Origin of the sequence: Aliivibrio sp. 1S128, assembly GCF_001691065.1 — a bacterium.
Lineage (GTDB): Bacteria > Pseudomonadota > Gammaproteobacteria > Enterobacterales > Vibrionaceae > Aliivibrio.
The window spans coordinates 1-552 of the sequence record NZ_MAJV01000095.1 but is presented as its reverse complement, the minus strand read 5'-3'; the positions used below and the strand labels follow the sequence as shown (position 1 = coordinate 552).

Genomic DNA, 552 nt, shown 5'->3' with positions numbered 1-552 from the left:
TTACGTTCAATCACAAGAAGGTGTTCATTATTTATCATTAGTAACAGATGCTTATAGTCGAAAGATAATGGGATATGAATTAAGTGATGAAATGAAAGCTACTGATGTAGTCAAAGCTCTTGATATGGCGATAGAGAGTCGTCAATATCAAAGGAGTACGATTCATCATTCAGACCGAGGATTACAGTATTGCTCAAAGGTTTATCAGGAAAAACTGAATAAAAATGACATTAAACCATCAATGACGGATGGGTATGATTGCTATCAAAATGCATTAGCAGAGCGAATAAATGGGATACTTAAACAAGAGTTTCTTTTGTATGACTGCAAAGATTTAGAGGAGTTAAGACATCTAGTTGAAGAATCTATTTTTATTTATAATGAAATGCGACCACATTTAAGCTTGGGAATGAGTACACCAAATCAAGTACACAAAAAAAGCCAAGTGCGTACGCACTTAGCTTTCAATTAAAAATCGTCAACGTATTTTAGGACGAGACAGTTTATTTTCTTTCTAAGAAAACGCCTGCTTCCATATGGTGTGTATATGGG

At 34.4% G+C, this 552-nt stretch carries 1 protein-coding gene; it reads left to right on the top strand.

The genetic code is table 11. The features are described 5' to 3' along the window. Positions 1 to 472 (top strand): IS3 family transposase (locus A6E03_RS11255; RefSeq protein ID WP_141677263.1); only part of this gene is annotated, 472 nt, incomplete at its 5' end. Positions 473 to 552 lie beyond the last annotated feature (80 nt).